This window comes from Paraburkholderia piptadeniae (assembly GCF_900007165.1).
GTDB classification, from domain to species: domain Bacteria; phylum Pseudomonadota; class Gammaproteobacteria; order Burkholderiales; family Burkholderiaceae; genus Paraburkholderia; species Paraburkholderia piptadeniae.
Genome location: NZ_CYGY02000030.1, coordinates 197901 through 216248, shown reverse-complemented (window position 1 = coordinate 216248; position 18348 = coordinate 197901). Strand labels below are relative to the sequence as shown.

Annotated in this window: 11 protein-coding genes and 1 tRNA gene; 11 read left to right on the top strand and 1 reads right to left on the bottom strand. The window is 59.3% G+C overall.

The genetic code is table 11. The annotated features are described in order from the left end of the window. Positions 1-369: 369 nt before the first annotated feature. On the bottom strand, positions 370-1713 hold the full coding sequence (locus BN2476_RS15670; protein ID WP_087735064.1) for a YhjD/YihY/BrkB family envelope integrity protein: 1344 nt from the start codon (positions 1711-1713) through the stop codon (positions 370-372). 266 nt (positions 1714-1979) lie between these two features. Between BN2476_RS15670 and fdnG the strand changes: the two genes are divergently transcribed. The 11 genes from fdnG to BN2476_RS15620 all read left to right on the top strand — a co-directional run bounded on the left by fdnG (position 1980) and on the right by BN2476_RS15620 (position 18318). Further along, complete coding sequence (gene fdnG / locus BN2476_RS15665; RefSeq protein ID WP_087735063.1) at positions 1980-5051, top strand: formate dehydrogenase-N subunit alpha; 3072 nt, start codon at positions 1980-1982, stop codon at positions 5049-5051. Between the two features lie 9 nt (positions 5052-5060). After that, positions 5061-5999 carry a formate dehydrogenase subunit beta gene (gene fdxH / locus BN2476_RS15660; protein WP_087735062.1) on the top strand — a complete coding sequence of 313 codons (939 nt, stop codon included), beginning with the start codon at positions 5061-5063 and terminating at the stop codon, positions 5997-5999. Then, positions 5996-6631 carry a formate dehydrogenase subunit gamma gene (locus tag BN2476_RS15655; protein ID WP_087735061.1) on the top strand — a complete coding sequence of 212 codons (636 nt, stop codon included), beginning with the start codon at positions 5996-5998 and terminating at the stop codon, positions 6629-6631. The genes fdxH and BN2476_RS15655 overlap by 4 nt, the downstream gene beginning before the upstream one ends. Before the next feature lie 88 nt (positions 6632-6719). Further along, positions 6720-7652 (top strand): formate dehydrogenase accessory protein FdhE, encoded by a 933-nt coding sequence (gene fdhE, locus BN2476_RS15650; RefSeq protein ID WP_087735060.1) that lies wholly within the window; start codon positions 6720-6722, stop codon positions 7650-7652. 30 nt (positions 7653-7682) lie between these two features. Continuing rightward, on the top strand, positions 7683-9128 hold the full coding sequence (selA, locus tag BN2476_RS15645; RefSeq protein WP_087735059.1) for an L-seryl-tRNA(Sec) selenium transferase: 1446 nt from the start codon (positions 7683-7685) through the stop codon (positions 9126-9128). Next, positions 9125-11065, top strand: coding sequence for a selenocysteine-specific translation elongation factor (gene selB / locus BN2476_RS15640; protein WP_087735058.1), 1941 nt, complete (start codon positions 9125-9127; stop codon positions 11063-11065). The genes selA and selB overlap by 4 nt, the downstream gene beginning before the upstream one ends. 134 nt (positions 11066-11199) lie before the next feature. After that, a tRNA-Sec gene (locus BN2476_RS46485) sits at positions 11200-11292 on the top strand. Between the two features lie 403 nt (positions 11293-11695). Further along, complete coding sequence (locus BN2476_RS15635) at positions 11696-14386, top strand: TnsB C-terminal domain-containing protein (protein WP_087735057.1); 2691 nt, start codon at positions 11696-11698, stop codon at positions 14384-14386. Further along, positions 14361-15518 (top strand): ATP-binding protein, encoded by a 1158-nt coding sequence (locus tag BN2476_RS15630; protein WP_087735056.1) that lies wholly within the window; start codon positions 14361-14363, stop codon positions 15516-15518. Before BN2476_RS15635 ends, BN2476_RS15630 begins: the two co-directional genes overlap by 26 nt. Continuing rightward, complete coding sequence (locus tag BN2476_RS15625; protein ID WP_087735055.1) at positions 15511-16899, top strand: TniQ family protein; 1389 nt, start codon at positions 15511-15513, stop codon at positions 16897-16899. The genes BN2476_RS15630 and BN2476_RS15625 overlap by 8 nt, the downstream gene beginning before the upstream one ends. 45 nt (positions 16900-16944) lie before the next feature. Beyond that, complete coding sequence (locus BN2476_RS15620; protein WP_087735054.1) at positions 16945-18318, top strand: TniQ family protein; 1374 nt, start codon at positions 16945-16947, stop codon at positions 18316-18318. Positions 18319-18348 lie beyond the last annotated feature (30 nt).

Genomic DNA, 18348 nt, shown 5'->3' with positions numbered 1-18348 from the left:
TCGTTGTTGCGAATCGGAGAATAGCGCAGTGTCTCCAAGTGTAAGAACTGAAAAAAATTAAGGTGTATCGAAAATGTGACAGCTCGTTGGGCGCCTTGTATTGCAGGCTTGTGACCGATTGTTGCTCTTTCGGCAATATTTAATCATTGACTATGCATTATTGTTGTTTTTATGACAGTGATCGTGCAAGTCGGTATCCATTGCGCGTTCTTGTGCAAGTGCCTCGTAAGAAAGTTGTCTAATCAAATGCGGCAACTTCCGCTTCCAAATAAAGAAGTCGTCGGCGGGGGCGGCGCAAAACTCGAAGTTACGGGTGGACATCCGCGTGCCGTTGTGATCGCGCACGCGCGCTTCCGTTGAAGCGAACGCTTAACGGGTGTCGCTGGCGGCGGGCGGCGCTTCGGCATCGTCGGCGCCGTTGCGGCGGCCGGCCACTGCGGCGACAAGGAGCGCCGTCCCTGCTGCGACCAGCACCGAGCTCCACGGGTGGCGCCGGACGTAGCGGTCCGCGGCAACTGCCGTGCGGCCCGCGCGCACCAACGTGTTCGCGGCGGCGCGCGTCGCGTGCGTTTCCGCCTTCACGACCGTTTTGCCGATGGTCACGGCTTTACTGATGCCAGCGTCGTGCGTCGCGACGAGCTTAGCCATCGCCGATTGCCGTGGCTTTGCGCCCGTCGGCAGGCCGGCTGCACCCGCCGTCACGCCGGCTGCGTGCGGCGGCGCGCCCCGTACAGAGCCGCGCTTCGCAGCGCCTGCCGCCACTGTCGACGCGGCCAGCACCGACGCCAGCATCGCGCGGCTGCCGGGCGGCGTGGCGGGAGCGAAACCCCACGCGCCGCGCGGATCGTGCATGCGCCCGCGCGCGGCGGCGAACTCGGCGCCGAGCAGCAGCACGACGGCCGAAAAGTACAGCCACATCAGGAGCACCGCGAGCGAGCCCGCCGCGCCGAACGAATTCGCCATGCCCGCGTGCGCGAGGTAGAGCGCGAAGAGCTTCTTGCCCGCCGAGAACAGCGCGGCCGCTACCGTCCCGCCGACGAGCGCATCGCGCCAGCGCACGAGCGCGTCGGGCAGGAACTTGAGCAGCCCGGCAAAGGCGAAGGCGAGCACCAGCCAGCCGACCAGCAGTTGCAGCAGGTTGCCGATCACTACATATGGCGAATCGCCCCACAGCATGTTGCCGATGAACGTGATCGCCGTATCGAGCACCAGCGACACGATCAGCAGGAACGCGACGCCGAGCACGAGACCGAACGAAGTCAGCCGCACGCGCACGAGCGCCATCACGCTCGACGCGCGTGGCGTTTCGGATGGCCAGACGACATTGAGCGCGCTGTTCAGCGATGAGAACGTCGCCGACGCGCCGACCGCGAGCATCGTGAACGAAATGACAGCGGCGATGCCGCCTGCTCCGCCGCTGCGATGCGCGTTCTGCACGATCGTCGTGACGGCGGCCGCGGCGTCGTTGCCGAGCACGCCGTGCACCTGTCGAAAGAGTTCGCCGCGCGCGGCCTCCGCGCCGAAGAACCAGCCGGATACCGCGATCACCATGACGAGAGTCGGCGCGAGCGAGAAGGCCGCATAGAACGCGATGCTCGCTGCCATCGCGGCGCAGCGGTTATCGGCGAACTGCCGCAGCGCGCCGACAGCCCACGACGCCTGCTTTTTCGCAACTGACTGCAACTTCTCGGCGGAGAGCGAATCGAGTTCCATGAGGTCCTTGTTGACGCGGATATCAATGAGACTTCATGCAGGCAGCAAGGCACGTGCTCGCGGATTCGCCGTGCATCGCAGTGCTCGTACACGCCGCGAGTGTCAATGGTATGACGCAAGCGTCGTGCCCATCTATCTATGTCGATACAACAACTGCGAACCAACAGGCATATGACGTGCTGTTGTTCTGCTCTGTTGTGCTTACGACGTGCAAGAAACGACTTATACTTTTTCTCACCTCCCCACAAATAGAACGAGAGGCGATCATGCTGCAAATGTCCCGCCGTCAGTTCCTGAAGGTGACGGCGAGCACGCTAACGGGATCGAGTTTGGCCCTGCTGGGCTTCTCGCCTGAACCCGCGCTCGCCGAAGTCCGTCAGTACAAACTGGCTCGTACTACCGAAACACGCAACACGTGTCCTTACTGCTCAGTCGGCTGCGGCATTCTGATGTATGGCCTCGGCGACGGCGCAAAGAACGCGACGACGAGCATCATTCATATTGAAGGCGACTCGGATCACCCCGTCAATCGCGGCACGCTGTGCCCGAAAGGCGCGAGCCTGCTCGACTTCATCCATAGCGAGAGCCGCCTCAAATATCCCGAGTATCGTGCTGCCGGTTCGGATCACTGGCAACGCATCTCGTGGAACGACGCGCTCGATCGCATCGCGAAGCTGATGAAGGAAGACCGCGATGCGAACTTCGTCGAGAGCACGCCCGACGGCAAGAAGGTCAACCGCTGGCTGACCACGGGCATGCTCGCGGCGTCGGCGAGCAGCAACGAGGTCGGCTATCTGACGCACAAGACCGTGCGCAGCATGGGGATGCTCGCGTTCGACAACCAGGCGCGTGTCTGACACGGCCCGACGGTGGCAGGTCTTGCCCCGACGTTTGGCCGTGGAGCGATGACGAACCATTGGGTCGACATCAAGAACGCGGACGTGATTCTCGTGATGGGCGGCAATGCGGCCGAAGCGCACCCATGCGGTTTCAAGTGGGTGACGGAGGCGAAGGCGCACAACAAGGCGAAGCTGATGGTCGTCGATCCGCGCTTTACGCGCACGGCGTCCGTCGCGGACTTCTATGCGCCGATCCGCACGGGCACCGACATCGCGTTCCTTGGCGGCGTGATCAACTATCTGCTGACGAACGACAAGATCCAGCACGACTACGTCAAGAACTACACGGACTTTCCATTCATCGTCCGTGAAGACTTTGCGTTCAACGACGGCATTTATTCAGGCTACGACGCGAAGGCCCGCAAGTACCCGGACAAGTCGACGTGGGACTACGAACGCGGCGACGACGGCTTCGTGAAAGTGGACATGTCGTTGCAGCATCCGCGTTGCGTGTACAACCTGCTCAAGAAGCACTACTCGCGCTATACGCCGGAAATGGTCGAGAAGACCTGCGGCACGCCGAAGGACAAGTTCCTGCACGTGTGCGAGACGCTCGCGACGACGGCGACCCCGGACCGCGCGGGCACCATTATGTACGCGCTCGGCTGGACGCATCACTCGGTCGGCTCGCAGATGATCCGCACGGGCGCGATGGTGCAGTTGCTGCTCGGCAATATCGGCGTCGCGGGCGGCGGGATGAACGCGCTGCGCGGACACTCGAACATCCAGGGTCTCACCGATCTCGGCCTGATGTCGAATCTGCTGACGGGCTACATGACGCTGCCGAACGAGCCCGAGCAGGACTACGAGGGCTACATCAAGAAGCGCGCGTCGCAGCCGCTGCGGCCCAATCAGCTGAGCTACTGGAAGAACTACCGCGCGTTTTACGTCAGCATGATGAAGTCGTGGTGGGGCGACGCCGTGACGGCCGACAACAACTGGGGCTTCGACTATCTGCCGAAGCTCGACAAGCCGTACGATCTGCTGCAAGGCCTGGAGCTGATGAACCAGGGGAAGATGAACGGCTACATCTGTCAGGGCTTCAATCCGCTCGCATCCGCGCCGAACAAGGGCAAATCGTCGGCGAGCCTCGCGAAGCTGAAGTGGCTCGTCATCATGGACCCGCTCGCGACGGAAACGTCCGAGTTCTGGAAGAACCACGGCGAATTCAACGATGTCGATTCGTCGAAGATCCAGACAGAAGTGTACCGTCTGCCGACTTCGTGCTTCGCCGAGGAAAACGGTTCGCTCGTGAGTTCGAGCCGCGTGCTGCAATGGCACTGGAAGGGCGTGGAGCCGCCGGGCGAGGCGCGCAGCGATCTCGAGATCATGTCGGGCATCTTCGTGCGCATGCGCAAGGCGTACAAGGAAAAGGGCGGCAAGTATCCCGATCCGATCGTCAATCTGAGCTGGCCGTACGCGAACCCCGAAAGCCCGACGCCCGCAGAAATGGCGATGGAGTACAACGGCCGCGCGCTCGCCGATCTGCCCGATCCGAAAGACCCGAGCAAGGTGCTGGTGAAGAAGGGCGAGCAACTGGCCAGTTTCGCGCAACTGAAGGACGACGGCACCACGGCGAGCGGCTGCTGGATTTTCTGCGGCGCGTGGACCCAGGCGGGCAACCAGATGGGCCGGCGCGACAACTCCGATCCCACGGGCATCGGCCAGACGCTGAACTGGGCATGGGCATGGCCCGCGAACCGGCGCGTGCTGTACAACCGTGCATCGTGCGATGTGAACGGCAAGCCGTTCGACCCGAAACGCAAGCTGATCGCGTGGAACGGCACGAGCTGGAGCGGCACCGACACCCCCGACTTCAAGCTCGACGAGCCGCCGGAAAACGGCATGGGTCCGTTCATCATGAACCCCGAAGGCGTCGCGCGTTTCTTCGCGCGCGACGCGATGAACGAAGGTCCGTTCCCCGAGCATTACGAGCCGTTCGAGAATCCGCTCGGCTATAACACGTTCCATCCGAACAATCCGCAAGCGACCAGCAATCCCGCCGCGCGCGTGTTCCCGGACGACCAGGCGGCGTTCGGCAAGGCAGCCGATTTCCCGAATGTGGCGACCACCTATCGTCTGACGGAACACTTCCACTTCTGGACCAAGCACGCGCGCCTAAACGCGATCATTCAGCCGCAGCAGTTCGTCGAGATCGGCGAGGAGCACGCGAAGCAGATCGGCGTGGTGGCGGGCGACCGCGTGAAAGTGACGAGCAATCGCGGGCATATCGTCGCCGTGGCCGTCGTGACCAAACGCATCAAGCCTTTGACGATCGACGGCAAGAAGGTGCAGACGGTCGGCATTCCGCTGCACTGGGGCTTCACGGGGCTCACCAAACCGGGCTATATCACCAACACATTGACGCCTGTCGTGGCCGACGCGAATTCGCAGACACCGGAATTCAAGTCGTTCCTCGTGAAGGTCGAGAAGGCATAGGGAGGCGTCATGGCATATCAATCGCTCGATATCAGGCGCATCTCCGCCACGACCGTGCAGCCCACTTCCGTGCGCGAGCCGGCATCGGGCAGCGTCGCGAAGCTGATCGACGTGACCAAGTGCATCGGTTGCAAGGCGTGTCAGACGGCGTGCATGGAATGGAACGATCTGCGCGACACGATCGGCGTCAACACAGGCGTCTACGACAACCCGCACGATCTCAGCGAGCATTCGTGGACCGTGATGCGCTTCACCGAATACGAGAACCCGAAAGGCGACCTCGAATGGTTGATCCGCAAGGACGGCTGCATGCACTGCGAAGATCCGGGCTGTCTGAAGGCATGCCCGTCGCCGGGCGCGATCGTGCAGTACACGAACGGCATCGTCGATTTTCACGAGGAAAACTGCATCGGCTGCGGCTATTGCATTTCGGGCTGCCCGTTCAACATTCCACGGCTTTCGAAGGCGGATCATCGCGTCTATAAATGCACGCTCTGCTCGGATCGCGTCGGCGTCGGCCAGGAGCCCGCGTGCGTGAAGACGTGTCCGACGGGCGCGATCGTGTTCGGCACGAAAGAGGACATGAAGGCGCACGCTGCGGAGCGCATCGCGGACCTGAAGGAGCGCGGCTTCGAAAAGGCGGGGCTGTACGATCCGCAGGGCGTGGGCGGCACGCACGTGATGTACGTGCTGCATCATGCGGACAAGCCGTCGCTCTACAACGGCCTGCCCGACGATCCGCACATCAGCCCCTTCGTGCAATTGTGGAAGGGCGTCGCGAAACCGCTCACCGTCGCCGCGATGGCGCTCGCCGCGCTGGCGGGCTTCTTCCACTACACGCGCGTCGGGCCGAACGAGGTCTCGGACGAAGACGAAGATGCCGCCCGCAACGAAGCGCGCGATATCCGCGCGCGGCGTGCAAGCAAGCCCCAGGAGCCCGTCAAATGAACCAGCATCGGCAAGAGAATCCGGATCTGATCGTGCGCTACACGGCGAACGAGCGCACGAATCACTGGATCACGGCCATCACGTTCGTCCTGCTCGCGCTGTCGGGTCTCGCGTTCTTCCACCCGTCGATGTTCTGGCTCACCGTGCTGTTCGGCGGCGGGCAATGGGCGCGCATTCTGCATCCGTTCATCGGCATCGTGATGTTCGTGTCGTTCCTGATTCTTGCGCTGCGCTTCTGGCATCACAACTATCTGAACGACGACGACCGGCAATGGCTGCGTCAGTACAAGGATGTGCTCGCCGCGCGCGAGGACCGGTTGCCAGAAGTCGGGCGCTACAACGCCGGACAGAAGCTGCTGTTCTTCTTGATGGTGGTGTGCCTCGTGCTGTTGCTGCTGAGCGGCATCGTGATCTGGCGGGCGTATTTCTCGTTCTATTTTTCCATCGAGGTCCTGCGCATCGCGTCCGTGATTCACGCGATCGCGGCGTTCGTGCTGATCTGCGGAATCATCGTTCACATCTATGCTGCGCTGTGGGTCAAGGGCTCCGTGAGCGCGATGGTGCGGGGCACGGTGACGCTCGGCTGGGCGCGCAAGCATCATCCGAAGTGGTTCCGCGAAAGCATCAAGTGACGGGCGGCGCGCGCGCCGGGAAGCGCGCGCTGCATCCGCATATCTGCTACTGTTGACGCCATCCAGACCTTAACGGCAGGAACCTGAATTGGTGCAACGCATCCTGGAGCCCGGCCAGATCGAATCGATCGATCACTCGGCCCTTCCGCGCATCCGCCGGCCTGAGCGCGCGACGCTGTTCCCGACGCGCGCCGCGCGACTTCGCGAGCTTGCGGGTGCGAGCCCGATCGGCGGCTATATCCGTCTGATGGCATCGCTCGTCGACGCGCAGCAGCAGGCGCTCGCGCAAGTGAGCGCGTCGATGCCTTCCGCCGAATCCGTTTCTCTCGCACAGCAGCACTCGATGCCGATTGCGCCGTCGTCGACGCCCGGGCGCGATCCGGTGTGGCGCGACGTGCTGCAACGTCTGCTCGATCGCGTCGAATCGGCCGGCCTCGTGACGCCGGCGCTCGCGCGAGTGATCGACGGCTTGCGCATGAAGAGCGCGAAGGAACTCGACGCGCTCGCCGATGCGGTCCTCGCGCTGCGCTTCAACGAAGTCGATCCCGCGTCCGCGCCGTTCGTGATGGCGGCGCTGCAAGTGGTGTGGACGGACATCGCGAGCCGCATCGACGAACGCGACGTGCCGTATCTCGACACGCCGGGCACATGCCCCGTATGCGGCGCGCAGCCGGTGGCGAGCATCGTGCGCGTCGGCGGGCAGTTTCAGGGGTTGCGCTATCTGCAATGCGGGCTGTGCTCGACGGAGTGGCACGTCGTGCGCGTCAAGTGCTCGAATTGCGATTCGACGAAGGGCATCGCGTATCACGGCATCGACGGCGGCAGCGAAGCGCTGAAGGCCGAATCGTGCGACGAATGCCACACGTACCGCAAGATCGGCTATCAGGAGAAGGACTACGACTTCGAGCCGCTCGCCGACGATCTCGCGAGCCTCACGCTCGATCTGCTGATGAACGACGCGGGCTACCGGCGCAGCAGTCCGAATCCGCTGCTGTGGCCCGAGGCGCCGTCGGACGAGTGAAGCTCATATACATGCACGGGGAGTGCGAGCGTGAGCGAAGTGTCGGGCAACGAGTTGGGTGATAACCCGCGCGCGCTGCTTGCGCGCGTGCCCGCCGTCGAGCGCGTGCTGTCGACGCCGATGGCGCAGCGTTTGATCGATGAATATGGCCACACGCAGGTCGTCGATGCGATACGCGCCGCGACCGACACGCTCAGGCGCGAACTGCTTGCGGGTGCCCGATTCGATGCGTCGTTCAGCTTCGAAGCGAAGCTCGTCGACGATGCGCAGCGTGCGCTCGTTGCGCGCGCGCAGCCTCATCTGCGTTCCGTGTTCAATCTGACGGGCACGGTGCTGCATACGAATCTTGGCCGCGCGCTGCTGCCCGACGAAGCGGTGCGCGCGGTGGTCGTTGCGCTCACGCGGCCGATGAACCTCGAATTCGATCTCGCGACGGGCGGGCGCGGCGATCGCGACGATCTGATTGAGGGACTCGTGTGCGAACTGACGGGTGCCGAGGCCGCCACCGTCGTCAACAACAACGCGGCGGCCGTGCTGCTGACGCTGTCGGCGCTGGCATCGAAGAAGGAAGTGGTGGTATCGCGCGGAGAACTCGTCGAGATTGGAGGAGCGTTCCGCATTCCCGACATCATGTCGCGTGCGGGCGCGAAGCTGCGCGAAATCGGCACGACAAACCGCACGCATCTGAAGGACTATGAGGAAGCGATCAACGCGCGCACGGCCTTGCTGATGAAAGTCCATTGCAGCAACTACGCAATCGAGGGCTTCACGAAAAGCGTGTCCGTCGATGACGTGGCGCAGCTTGCGCATGCGCGCGGCTTGCCGATGGCCGTCGATCTGGGCAGCGGCACGCTCGTCGATCTTGCGCAATACGGCTTGCCGGGCGAGCCGACCGTGCGCGAGACCGTCGATGCGGGCGCCGATGTCGTCACGTTCAGCGGCGACAAGCTGCTGGGCGGCCCGCAAGCGGGGCTGATCGTCGGACGCGCGGAGTTGATCCGCAAGATCAGGAAGCATCCGTTGAAGCGCGCGCTTCGTGTCGGCAAGCTCACGCTTGCGGCGCTCGAACCTGTGTTGCAGCTTTATCGCGCGCCTGAACTGTTGGGCGAGCGGTTGACCACGCTGCGCCTGTTGACGCGTCCCGCTTCTGACATGCAGGCACAGGCGGAGCGCTTGAAAGACGAGCTGCAACGTGTGCTCGGATCGGCGTATGCAGTGACGGCCGAGCCGATGGCGAGCCAGATCGGCAGCGGCGCGTTGCCCGTCGATCAGTTGCCGAGCTATGGGCTGGTGGTGCGCAACGCACACGGCAAGCGCGGCGGCCGCATGCTGATGAAGCTCGAAGAAGCGCTGCGCGCGTTGCCTCGCCCCGTAGTCGGACGCATTGCCGACGAGGCGTTGCGGCTCGATCTGCGGTGCCTCGAAGCCGCCGACGAAGCGGCGTTCGCCGCGCAGTGTGCGGAGCTGCGCCCATGATCGTCGGCACGGCGGGTCATATCGATCATGGCAAGACAACGCTCGTGCGCGCATTGACGGGCGTCGATACCGACCGTCTGAAAGAAGAGAAAGCGCGCGGCATTTCGATCGAACTCGGCTACGCGTACACGCCGCTCGATAACGACGACGTGCTCGGCATGATCGACGTGCCGGGCCACGAAAAGCTCGTGCACACGATGGCGGCGGGCGCATGTGGCATCGACTATGCACTGCTCGTGATCGCCGCCGATGACGGCATCATGCCGCAGACGCGCGAGCATCTTGCGATCCTGCGATTGCTCGGCGTCTCGCGCGGCGCGATTGCGCTGACGAAGACCGATCGCGTCGACGCAGTGCGTCTCGCGCAGGTGCGAAACGAAATACGTGCGTGGCTTGCATCGACGCCATTCAGCGGCGCACCGTTCTTCGAGACCAACGCGACCGGCCCGGACGATAGCGGCGTGCGCGCGCTTTCGCTTCATCTGCGTGAAGCGGCTGTCGCATGGCAAGGCCGGCGCGACGACGGCCTGTTCCGGCTTGCGATCGATCGCGTATTCACGCTCGCGGGACAGGGCACGATCGTAACGGGCACCGTGTTCGCGGGACGCGTCGCGACAGGCGACACGCTGATGCTCGAACCTTCGCATCAAGCCGTGCGCGTGCGCAGCATCCACGCGCAAAACCGCGCGTCCGATGCGGGCCGCGCGGGGCAGCGCTGCGCGCTGAATCTCGCGGGCGTCGACAAGGACGCGATTGCGCGCGGCGACTGGATCGTCGATGCGCGGCTTGCGAAGCCAGGCGAGCGGCTCGACGTCGAACTGACGCTGCTCGACGATGCGGGCATCACGCTGCAACACTGGGCGCCGCTGCATGTGCATATCGGCACGCTGCATCGCGTCGCGCATGTCGCGCTGCTCGATGACGACACGCTGGTCGCGGGATGCTCGGCGCGTGTGCAGCTCGTGTTCGATGCGCCCGTGTGCGCACTGCCGGGCGATCGCTTCATCGTGCGCAATGCACAGGCGACGCGCACGGTCGGCGGCGGTCGCGTGCTCGATCCGTTCGGTCCGCCGCGCAAACGCAGAACGGCGGAACGGCGCGCGTGGCTCGATGCGTTGCGCGCGTGGCTCGATGAGAGGCGCATCGGTCCGCTGCTCGAAGAAGCGCCGCGCGGCGTATCGCGTTCGATGCTGATGCAACTGACGGGCTTGCCCGCCGAAGCATTGCCCCTTCCCGCCGATGCCGCTGAAATTGCGCTGCACGGCAAGGATGCCGGCGATGCCGTGATCGTGTTGCGCTCGCATTGGGCGCGTCTGCGTTCGCAGGTGATGGCGGCGCTCGATCAGTATCACGCGCGCTCGCCGGACGAACTGGGACCCCACGCGGCGCGCTTGCGGCGCATCGCGGCGCCGCTGGTGCCGGATGCGATGTGGCGCGCGTTGATCGATTCGCTCGTCGACGAGGGCGCAGTCGCGAGAAGCGGGCCGTGGCTGCATCTGCCGGCGCATACGGTTTCGCTCGATGCGCGCGAGCGGGTTCTCGCGAGCGCGCTGTTGCCGTTGATTGCGCAAGGCCGATACGATCCTCCGTGGGTGCGCGAACTCGCGAAGACGACAGCGCGCGACGAGGATGCCGTGCGCCAGGTGCTGCGCAAGCTCGCCCGGCAGGGCGACGTGTATCAGATCGTGCGCGATCTGTTCTATCACCGCGAGGTCGTGCATGAACTGGCGCGGCTCGTCGCCGCTATCGCCGGGGATGGTGGCGGCGCGCTGGGCGCGTCGGCGTTTCGCGACGCTACGGGTTTGGGACGCAAGCGCGCGATCCAGATTCTCGAGTTCTTCGACCGCATCGGCTACACACGCTTTCAGCGAGACGTTCACTGGCTGAGGCCGGATTCGCAACTGCATGAAGCGCTGGCGTGCGAACCAGCTGTGTGATGCCGATGGTCGATGCAGGCGCAACGGGCTGACTGTGACGATAAGCGGCCGCTATAATCGGTTGCGGAAAGCGCGGTGCGTCACATGATGCGTCGATCTCTTTTCTCGTTGCACGGCTGGTCGAAGTTGGACATGGAAGGCATTCGTATCTGGTGGTGCGGCTGGGCTTCAAACCCAGTGGGGGGCGTCAGCCGCTCCTCGGTCGGTTCGACTCCGGCTGCCTTCCGCCGCTGATTTCACGAATCTTGGCGTTTGGCGGTGGTGTACAGGTAACCATAAAATTTCCGCTTGGAAGTTAATTGGTTTAATAATTCCGGCAGATAATTACATATTGTTACACATTGTCGATTGGTCTGCCCGCCATCAGCGTACGTGGCGGCTGCGTCTTATGCGACGGTGCTTCAATGATCGCATTTAGCGAAAGCCAGGGCAACAAACATCCCAATCGCGCAGGTCACACTCCGGCCGTGCTTGACCAGCACGATGTGAGTTTATAGGTTGTTAAAACCTCCTGCAAGTTCTGGTCTCTACATTAAAGAGTCCAGAAACATCTATGACGCGATGATCCATTTTGTTTGCACTGTTAACCGCGCAATTATTACCGCATCAGATATGTAATAAGGAGTGCGAATGAATGTGTTTTCTGAAGATCGTTTGTATTTGTTGTTTGATGAGTTGGAGATACCTTCTGCAACAAGGAAGCGTATTCTTGATAGTTTTCGACGGCCTGCGCGGGACTTGCAGCCCAACCGGTACCACGCACCTTTGGATATGCCATGTCCGAAGATGGGATTGACGATTCATGTCGCGAATGGCATAGAGAGGAAAGCCGCGAATGCGTACTTGTTCGACGATGAAGTGCTCGGCTATCTCGATAGTCCGTTCGAGCTTAACGTCAAATACAAAGGTCGCGGGGGTAAGCCGGTTTGTTTCAACTGGGCACAGGGATTTCTTGTATGGACGGCCTCCGCAATCTACCTGGATGAGTGGTTCACACTGGATTCCATTAATTCGAAGTGCAAGAACAATCCGGCGCGCTTCAAGAGAGAGGACACGATCATCCGCTGCCCCCCGCTCGAGGAGGCGGCCAGTAAACTAAAGCTTACCTACAGGCTACGTATTGCGGAGGAGATCGACGCTATCTCAGACCGAAATATGAATTTCCTCCGGTCATATCTGGTTGATGGGCAGACAGCATCTCCGGGCTTCATCAGGAAGGCGCATCAGTTCTTTGAACATGTCTCTTTCGCCACATTGGAAGAACTTCGAACAGCGCTGCCTGAGTATGGCGTGGACGACTTTTATATTGCTATAGCGACCGGAGCAATTGTTGCAGATTATTCAAGCGCCTTTGTCCGTGAAAATCACCGCTTTATGGTGTTCCGCGACATCGAAACCAGCAACGTATACAAAGAAGCCTACCAATGCGAGCGCCGGCTGACCGTTCTTGGATTGAGTGACCTGCCGCCAGATTTCGCAGCCGGAACGAGGCTAATCCTGTGTTCGCATGCATTCACCGTTGCGGTTTCCGGAAACCTCGAAGCATTGCTGACGCCGGATGACGGTGGGGAGCCCATCGTCCTGAAGACTGCCAAGCTTGCAGAGTATTGGCAGAACGATGAAATAACAATTGTTAGTCTTCCGAGATCGGATGGTGACGCTCTATATCTGGACGCACCATGGCGCTATGCGACAACTGAAGCAATACAAAATGCGGTCAAAAGGCTTGATTTGCTTGGAAGGTGGGAGAATGGAGACCGATCTATCGCCGTGACCGAGGCCTATTCAGATCGAACGTACAGAACTTTACGGAAATTAAAATACGATGCTCTGCATGCAGGAGAGGATGTTCTCGCTACATTCCTGCCTAAGTGGCCAGATAGGGGCAATCGCCGTCAGAGGCTGAGTGACGAAGTTGAGAAGATAATAAAAGAAGTATTCGACGCGGACTTCGAATCTCTTCGCGGACCAAATAAGTGGTTCGTCTACGGCAGACTCTCGAAACGCTTGAAAAGTATCGGCGAATCAATATCAAAAGTTACATTCCTCCGTCGCGCAACCAAAGAGACGGACGTTAACACGATAAGGCAGCGCGCAGGAGAAAAAGCAGCATACCAAGCGTCGGGTTTCGTATGGATTTTGCGTCATGACACTCCGATTCATGGCGATTATCCGATGCAGTATGTTCATATCGACCACACCGAACTAGAGATCGAGGTGGTGTCGAAAAGAACGGGTGAGTCACTCGGTCGACCTATCTTGACTTTAATTATTTGCGCGTACAGTCGAAGAATTTTAGGGTTTTATCTATCGCTCAGAAAACCAAGATACCTGTCGTGTATGGCAGCTTTTCTGGATATGATCCGCCGATTTGGCCGAGCGCCAGAGTTTGTGATATTTGACGGGGGATCAGAGTTTGGCGCGGCCGATTTCAAATGGCTTTTGCGCTTTCTTGGAACAGGAGAAAAGCCGAGGAAGACGTCTGCGTGTCGAGAAGGCGATGTCATTGAGCGAATCTTTGGAGTATCTCAGGAGGCCTTTATTCACAACCTTTTCGGTAACACGAAGCTTAGAAGGAATCCTAGGGGCTTAACAGATGAAACGGATCCAACAAATCTGGCAAGACACACATTGGAGGAACTCTATGACGGGCTTGAGCGATACTTCTTCGATACCTATGACAAGCGGCGCCACGGGACATTATGTATGTCTCCGAGGCAGAAATTTGAAATTGGGCTGGACCGCTCCGGGGAGCGCCTTGGACGCCTCCGGCGCCTCAAGGGTTGCATTCCGCTTGCGTTTCCCTCCGTGCGTGGCTCGACACGGAAGATTGACTATCAACGTGGTATCCGCACAAATCTTTCGCGATTTCGGAATCCTCGTCTTGAGAGTCCGCCGTACCATGGGCTCTCCGTGCCGGTAAAAATGCATCCCATTGATCCGAATGTCGCATATGCATTTGTCGAGCGTGAGTGGTACCCGCTGCGACGCGAAAAAAGCGACGCCGATGCATCGTCGACCGATCCGTTATCACTCGCAGAGTTTGAGGAAAATTTCATTCTTCACAGCAGAACGTTGGCATCCCAGAGCGAGGCCAATATGGAGGTTGCGGAAATCGTGGAGGATATGGATGGTAAGTGTGCAGAGCGAGTGAGCGGGCAGAGCAATGAGTCTGAAGCCGACGAGCCAAGTGATGCGAGTAATAAAACGCTTGAATCTAATGAAGGGATCGAATCGGATTCGAAGCACACATCGCTCGAGCAACAGCTTCGGGCGTTGAGAGAAGGAGGTTACCATGCGCAAAGGTACCGAAAGCCGTAGGGTGGAGAAGTGTCCAGACGAAATTTTAGACGCGCCGCTAGGTGTGCGAGTGAAATTCTTCAAGGATGCGATTGTCAAGCATGATGCCTTTGATGAAGCGCTTGAAAAAATGGAAACGGCGATTGCTTGTGGTCTGCCGGGAACAATGCTGGTCTTGGTCGGTCCTGCCGGCGTGGGGAAATCCTCGCTGGGAGACGAGTTACATGTGAGAGTGAGTGAAGAGTTTTTCGAGTCAAATCCCGATGACAAGTACACGATCCCGTCTGTCTGCATTGAGGCATGGTCGGGCGAGGATGGTCGCTTTGACTGGAAGGATTTTTACGAACAGATTCTCGAAGCGCTCCAGGCTCCGCTGATCTCCAATACATTGCCGGAAGTCCGGCGAGTAATTGCGGGTCGCGAGTTCTTCCTGCCTGATGTCACCCAACGTCGAGCACCGACCATCTCAGCTTATCGAGCTCGGCTACGACGCTCGATACGTGAGCGAAAACCTCTCGTTCTATTCTTCGATGAAGCATCCGGAATCATACAGTCGAGTAGCGTAGAACGGGTGCGGATCAAGTCGAACACATTGAGATCGATGGTGAATAGTTCGAACACAACGATGATCGTATCAGGTGCTTATGATTTATATGATCTGGCGCTGCAAACCGGTCAACTCGCCCGCCGCGGTGATGTGATTCATGTCCGACCGTATTTGCCGCACCAGGTTGAATCGGTAGCGAAAGTTTTCTACGCATTGCAGGAAATCATGCCTGTGAAGGGTGGTTGCAAACTCGAACGGTTTGCCGATCAGATTGTGCACCAAGCACTGCGGACAACAGGTCTCATGAAGAAGATCATGACAAGGGGCATCGTGCTGTCGTCGAAGCTTAATCGGCCGATCGACGAAGAGATCCTGAGCCAGTGTTACTTCAAGCCCGCACAGTGGAAAAAGTTGCAAACGGACATGTTTGACGGGTACCTGAAGGTTGAGGGTGTTCAGCATCCGGAGGACAAGCGGAAGCTGGTTCCCGATGAGGGCGAGGAGGAGGCATCCGATGCTGATAAGGCGAAGCCGAAAACAAGTAACACGCGACGCGTTGGCAGGACCAAGCCTTCGAGGGGCGTAAGGGGTGACAAACATGCCTGAGGCCCATCACTATCGTGCGATTCCTCGTCGCGCATTGTTCCACTTGGAGCCACGTGCTGTAGGTGCGTGGGACCGCCAGCGGCTGACAAGTTACGTTCAACATCTCGCTATATCGTCACAGATCAGTCCGCATGCGTTGCGCGATCACTATGGACAGTGGCCTTACGGCTCGCGTCTCCGGGGCAAGTCCTCTGGTCCCACCAAGGCACCAAATATCAATGGCGCTGGAGAGTGCGCGCGAAGTTGGAGCGCCGCCTTTAATGAACTCACAGGGAGAGAGGATCTCGAAACGCTGACGCTTCTGCCGTTCGCGGAATTTGTCAGGCTTGGAGGCGGTGCGCATTTACATTTGCGTCGTATGTGGTGCAGTCGATGCCTTGAAAATGACGTCGCTACAGGGAACCTACCATACGAACGCTTGCTATGGTCGATCAAACAGGTTGTTGTTTGCCCGCTACATGAGATTCCGTTGGTCAGTGAATGCCCACACTGTGGCCGCTCACAATCGATTGAGCTTTCTCGTGACTGCTTACCTGGACATTGCGGATTTTGTCAACATTTTCTTGGAGACGGTGTTTTATCGAACACTCGCGTTTCCGGGAGCGAACCGACAGAGTATGAACTTTGGGTAGCTAGGGATTTCGGGAATCTTTTGAATTTGAGTAAGGATGAGGTCACGCGAGCATCGCACGAAAATGTGCGGATCATGATCCTCAAGGCGATAACGAAGGCATGTGATGGCAGGCCACGGGATTTCGCCGAAAATTTGCGCTTTGCGCGAGGTACCGTCATGAACTGGATGGCGGGCGGCAGACGAATTTCGCTTACTGTCATCAGTTCACTGTCCTGGATTTACGGTGTACCGATGCGCGCGTGGCTGCTCGGAGAGGTCGACGCATGGGACAGGCATTGCTGTCGTGAATTGCCGCGGGAGATTCACCGAGATGCTGATTTCAGAGCTCGCTCCCATTGGTATGACTGGGAAGCTGCACGTAGTCGACTGCTTGGTCGGATGGCGAGTAGCCAGCCGCTGCTCGGAGTGACGGATGCCGCGAGGCTGGAGAATATGACGGTTGAGACCTTAAGGAACCGGCTCCCTGACGTGTATAAGCTGGTACGCGACGCGGCAGCGTCGAAGCGTAAGGAGGCGGGTGAGGAAAATCTTGTCCGGCTTAGGGAGAGAATCCGTGCATCCATCGAAGAACTTGTCAGGGATGGTATAACTCCGACGCGCACAAGAGTCGCGACGCGCCTTGGTAGAGGCTTATTTCCGAAAGGAGAGGCAATCTATTGGGAGGAACTCCCGAGCCTGGTTGGACAGCCGCTTAGCGCTAAGGCGATGGAACGTGCCGCAGTAGTACGCGCCAAGAACAAGGCCTGAGATAGTGGAAATATAGTTATTGGACTAGCTTGAGGCGGGCTGGCTATGAAAGATCATCGGATTCCTGATAGAGCGAAGTTCCATGTTGAGCCGGTGCAGCGAATAGGTGCAAACCGCCAAAAATTAACAGATTACGTCGTGCAAGTCGCATCTAATGCCCTTCTCCCCGTGGATATTATGGTAAAGGCATTGGTGCCGTGGCCAACAGGTGATGATAGCCTGCAATACTCACGTCGCCCATTCGCTTCCGGGCAAAATCTCGCGCTCGTCAACGCGCACGGTCAGACGGCAAGTTGCTGGGTTCGCCACCTCAATGAGCTTACCGGCCGTAATGATCTTGATGCTCTCACGCTCCTGCCCTTTGCCGATGTGTTATGCGATCCGCGCGGGCTGGTCAGGCGTGGCCGTCAATGGTGTCCTGTGTGTTTGCAGGAGGACTTGTCAAATGGGGCACAGATTTATGAGCGTCTGATATGGTCAATTCGATTAGTCAGTTGGTGCCCATTGCACCACGTTCCGCTTGCGGGTACATGTCCGAATTGTGATCACAGTCATCGTGCGGAGATTAGCCGGCGCTCGCTTTCGGGGTTTTGTGCTCGGTGTCATCAATGGCTGGGTATGACACGCCATGATTATCACCATTTAGGGCGTGCTGCTCGGGACGCGTTATTGCGCGAAGATTTCTTAGCAGACCAGTTTGCAGCGCTGCTAGCAATCCCCGAAAACTCGTTGAAACATGTTTCGAAACAAAGTGTGATCCAAATGCTCGAAGGCGGGGTGGCTCGGATCGGCGATGGCAACGCTGATAGATTTGCGGAGGCATCCAGACGATCGGCTTCAAGCGTTGCCGAATGGAGGTCGGGTCATGTATTTCCGTCGATATCGTCAATCCTGAATATGTGTGCAACATTCGGAATTTCTTTGGACAGGTGGCTGACCGGAGACACTAGCGCGTGGGAGAATGTCTCGGCTAAGCACGAACATCCAGTTCGTATTTCAATCCGCGATGCGCGATCGAAGGCTCGCGATTGGCCGATGATCGAAAAGGAACTCCGACAGTCGATTGATTGTGTCGAATACCATCTGAGCTGGGAGAAGACGGCTGCACGGTTTGAAATCGATCCGTCTTTTCTGCGGGGCCGGTTTCCCGATATTGCGAATCGAATCGTGAAGAAGGCACGCGCTCATCGTTCGCGAATGAGTACTGTCCGTCGAATCGCACGAAACCGGGCGCTCGTCGAGCAGGTGAGGCAGGTGGTAAATGATCTCATCGCATTGAATTGCTCGCTTACAAGGAGGGATATTGAAGCTGAGTTGACCAATCGTGGCGTCGCGTTTCGCTGGTCCGACTTCCCCCTGATTTCGACCGTAAAAATCGAAGCAATGGATGGCAACAAAATCAAGTCACGAGTGCGCTGAGCGGCGCGACTCCGGCGTTCGCTAGGATCC